Source organism: Bacillus sp. FG16 (genome assembly GCF_057809515.1).
On record NZ_JBMDKC010000184.1, the window covers coordinates 1 to 4202 of the forward strand.

Here is a 4202-nt window from a genome sequence, read left to right on the forward strand (position 1 = left end):
ATGTAATGGCTTGAAAGCTCTTGTTATGTTTCTTGAATGCTGGTTGTAACTTAAAGATAGGCTGTCGTTCAAACCCTTGTACTTCGCCTCTTGCATAACGAATTTTCAAGCTTTCGTAATAATGTGCTTCCGCTTGTGAATCGAACACGTAATCATCGAGATGTACTTTTTTGTTGTTGTATTTACTCAATTCCGCTCACTCCAAATACCTGTCATCCACTCGTTCCATCCAACTATTCCATTCTTCATCTGTCATCACACGCCTGTTCTTCTTGCCCATATACGCTGCCACATGTTCCTTCATCGCCACTCGAAATCGATCTTGAAAATAATAATCCAGTTTTGCGACATCGTCTGTAAACTTCACCGCCTGTTTGTCTAACACGAGCAATTCAATCAACGCCACGATTCCTATCAATCCATGTGCTGTTGCGTATTCTAGTAATTCACTGACCTTCATGCCCTCACTCCACAAATTCATTCGTCCGCTTTACAAAGTTCAACTTCAGCGTTCCTACCGCTCCATTTCGGTTTTTGGCGATGATGAGTTCCGTCTCGTGTATTTCCTCTGTTTCCCGCTTCACTTTGTCAAAATATGCTTCTCGATGAGGGAAAATAATCACGTCCGCTACCTCTTCAATCGAACCAGACTCCCGTATATCAGCCATGCTCGGACGCTTATCCATTTTCCCTTCCACCGCACGATTTAATTGCGCAATCAGGATAATGGGCTGTTTTACCGTCTTTTGGATATCCTTCAATTCGTTGATGATGTGGGTAAATTTCAAGTGGTTATTCGCAAATGTCTCATCCGTTTTGATATGCCCCAAGTGATCAATGACAAACAAGTGTTTTTTCTCCGGATGTTCTTTAACTGTTTTCCAAATCACCGCCCGAATCTCATGAATGTGCTTTTCTTCCCGAATGTTGATGGGTAAATTCGCCAACTCTCCTGTCGCCTGTTGATACTTCATCCACTTCTTGTCATCGTTGCTAAAGAACTTATTCGGGTTACTGAGTTCATTTACGGGAAGTCTACCTTCGGCAGCAATCCAGCGATCAATCACTTTCGACGCAATCATTTCACAGCTGAAGAATGTGCCCATGTACTGTTTCGGGTCTGCTTTTGCTCCTTTTCGTATCGAGTCTAGCGTAAACGCTGTTTTCCCAACAGAAGGTCTTGCAGCCACGACAATCAGGTCTGTTGTTTGCCAACCATCTGTAAACTGATTGAGGTTGGTATAACCCGTATGCGCTCCGCTCAGCCCACTCGCTTGCATATTGCTATGCTCCTCGACTCGTTGTTGCAACTGGTTCTGGAACGAAAGCTGAGGCTGAACAGTCGTGATTTGAATTTGGTTCACTTTTGTCACAAACTCATTCAGGTCTTTCAAAGCATGCCGATCCACCGTTTTTTGCTGAAATTCCTGGATATCAAACAGCATGTCTTCTACCGCCATAAATTCAATCATCTTTTGCTGGATAAACGAAAAGTTGTGTAACGTAGGCGCTTGACGGTGACACTCATATATTTTTCCTACGCCGCCAAATGCCTTCATTCTCTTCTCGCTCAGTTGTGAAAGACTCATGTCATTCACCGGCTTCTCTTCTTGCCAGAGTTCCATCATGGCTTGAAACAGTTGGTTATGTTGCACATGAATAAAGTGTTTCGCCGTCAGTCTCAATTCCTCGAACAGAGCATTGTCTTTCATCAAGCAACCGAGTACGTACAGCTCATTTTCTGCATACCGTTGATACTTCTCCATCAGACCCCATCTCCTAATGTTGCATAAATGTCATCTACATCCACTTGGCTTTCCACAATGCCTTTCGCAGGTGGTAATCCACTCATTCTTGCAGTAGGCACATCCACCTGATGCTGAAACTCTTTTTTCCGTAATCCCTTGAGATACGCTGGATTCAGGAATTTTTCCACGTGTTCATCACTTCGCAAGAATTCTTGCAGGGACCATCTGTACTCCCAGAAATATTCTGGTCTGGTTAACACGGTGTGATAGTGATCTATGGCTTGCTGTAACTCCCCTACACCGAAGGTGTTTAATCTTGCTTTAATTTTGGATACGGTCTTCTGCGTCAGTACACGGTGTTTGATAATCTCTTTTTCGTTCCAGTGTTGGAAGATGGATTCACACACTTCTTTCTCCTCTTGCTGTTGGACTATTGCTTTCTCAGATGGCATTTCCTCTTCCGTTTCGGACGGTATATATCTTGTTAACTTAGTATTGTTAATATTAGTATTGTTAGTGTTCACCTCATGAACAAGCCTCCGTTCATCTCCTGAACAAGCTTTATTCATTTCCTGAACTCCCCTGTTCAATTGGTGAACATCGTTGATGCAATAACAATTTGACATATTCCCTTGTTCTTTGGATGCACGCTTTTCTTTTGTTACATAGCCCATCTCAATTAGGATGTTTAATGATTTAATGACTGTGTTTTTGGACATTCCGACTTTCTTTCCGATTGTGGATAAAGAGGGGAAGCATGCCCCCGTTTCTTTGTTGACATGTCGACAAAGCGTGATATACACCGCCATTTCTTGATGCGTCAATCGTTCATCATCTACGACTTCGTTATCGAGTATAAAAAAGCTACGTATTCTCTCATCTTTCAGCATGATTCCATCCCCACTCCTATACCATGTAATCGTCTTTATTATTTTTCTGATATAATCTCTTTTTGTTCTACAGGTAGTTCCTCTTGCTCTTCCAATTCCACTTCAATAAACTCTGGTTCTTCCGTAATATCCTTTCGCACCACTTCATCTTGCTGCGCTTGCGACTGAACTTCTATGCTAATCGGTAAGTATTTGAACATGTACCGAACCACTGTTTTCTTCGCCATTTCTTCATAGTCGCTACTCCAAGGACTATAGCTTGAGTTAGCAGAAGCCGAACGTTTTCGGCGTTTCTCAATTTCACTTTTCGGCATAAACTCCATTTGATACCCACCATCTTTAAAATGAGCAACGGCATACGCTCCAATAAACGCGCCACGATCCCCATGTGACGGCTTATGCTCCAATTTTGGATGTAACCCCAACTCATATTCGAATTCGTCATTTTCATGTACAGCATGGGCATAAATACTTTGAATATGGCCAGACCGTCTTGCGAGGTCAATCATCCCCTTATACCCAATGATAAATGTCGCTTCACGCTTATACGGTAAGATGTAACAGTGTCCTAGTAATCCTGGTTCGAGTCCTAGCTGTACGGCTTGCATCACAGCCCCCATAAGAGAAGGAACCGCGCATTCGAGAAGCTTTGGATTTGTCCGAATTGTTGTTAAGGCAATCCGACTCATGCGGTTCATGTCCATATGTTTTGGTAATACTTCCGCCATTCTTGGGGCCATTTTCTTCATGTATGCTTCTACAGTTTGCTCCGGTGTAACTGGAGTACTTTCTTTTCGATTTGTTAACTGGTTTTTCAACTTTTCATTTGTAACCATATGTAACCCACTCCCTGTTTTTTATTTCACTAAAAATTTTCTTGATATAGTTTCATTTACATATTCTTTATATAAATCAGGATGGTCTGTTTTGAATCGTTTGCTATCAAAACGATTACTCTTATAGGACTTCCAATGAATGGTGTAATTCTCCGTTGTCCCGTTCTCATGAGAGCCTAACTTTGCTTTCAACTTGTTCTCATACTCTGCCTTTTGCTCTTGTAGCACCTTCATTTCCCTATCTACTTGGTCTCTCGCTTCTATGAGTAGCTCTTCTTGCTTTCCTAGACTGATAGAACTATCCTCAATAGATTCTGGATACATTTGCTTCAGTAATTGTGTAGATGCCTCTGAGCCATCAAACATAGGCGGTTCATCCTTTTCAACATGATTGAGCCAAAAGTCACGTTCCATGTTGATAAGATACTGGATGATATCCTCATCCCGTTCGATCTTCTTGTACACAAACTTATTACCACCAATTAATACCGCAATCCACCATGCTTCATAGCCTGTCACAGCCATATAATGCTGACACTGGAGAAGGTAAGCGACCGGTATTTCTTCACCTTCCCAGTCCTTTTTCAAATATTCAGATGCTGTTTTGCATTCTAATCCAATTCTTTCTCCCACCATGAGCCTATCCACGTTTGCAAGCATCCATGGATACTCCGGGTGTTGTAAGATGGCATTTCGACGCTGTACCTTTAGTCCTGTACGCTTAGCAA

The 4202-nt window shown here is 42.2% G+C and carries 6 protein-coding genes; all 6 read right to left on the reverse strand.

The window, feature by feature from the left end:
• Positions 1-190 (reverse strand): DUF1064 domain-containing protein (locus ACODS7_RS31040; RefSeq protein ID WP_488828431.1); only part of this gene is annotated, 190 nt, incomplete at its 3' end.
• Between the two features lie 6 nt (positions 191-196).
• Positions 197-400 carry a hypothetical protein gene (locus ACODS7_RS31045; protein WP_243168921.1) on the reverse strand — a complete coding sequence of 68 codons (204 nt, stop codon included), beginning with the start codon at positions 398-400 and terminating at the stop codon, positions 197-199.
• Between the two features lie 64 nt (positions 401-464).
• Positions 465-1766, reverse strand: a complete 1302-nt coding sequence (locus tag ACODS7_RS31050; RefSeq protein WP_243168922.1) for a replicative DNA helicase — start codon at positions 1764-1766, stop codon at positions 465-467.
• A complete protein-coding gene (locus ACODS7_RS31055) occupies positions 1766-2638 on the reverse strand; it encodes a helix-turn-helix domain-containing protein (RefSeq protein ID WP_276578003.1) in 873 nt (290 codons plus the stop codon). The genes ACODS7_RS31050 and ACODS7_RS31055 overlap by 1 nt, the downstream gene beginning before the upstream one ends.
• A 38-nt stretch (positions 2639-2676) precedes the next feature.
• Positions 2677-3474 carry a recombination protein RecT gene (gene recT, locus ACODS7_RS31060; protein WP_243168923.1) on the reverse strand — a complete coding sequence of 266 codons (798 nt, stop codon included), beginning with the start codon at positions 3472-3474 and terminating at the stop codon, positions 2677-2679.
• Positions 3475-3495: 21 nt separating this feature from the next.
• Positions 3496-4202, reverse strand: a 707-nt coding sequence (locus tag ACODS7_RS31065; RefSeq protein WP_488828432.1) for a YqaJ viral recombinase family nuclease, incomplete at its 5' end; no start/stop codon positions are given.

What these genes read in the sequence shown, in the direction of transcription:
- recT (WP_243168923.1), bottom strand. Translation starts at nt 3,474, where the DNA reads ATGGTTACAAATGAAAAGTTGAAAAACCAGTTAACAAATCGAAAAGAA.
- ACODS7_RS31050 (WP_243168922.1), bottom strand. Translation starts at nt 1,766, where the DNA reads ATGGAGAAGTATCAACGGTATGCAGAAAATGAGCTGTACGTACTCGGT.
- ACODS7_RS31055 (WP_276578003.1), bottom strand. Translation starts at nt 2,638, where the DNA reads ATGCTGAAAGATGAGAGAATACGTAGCTTTTTTATACTCGATAACGAA.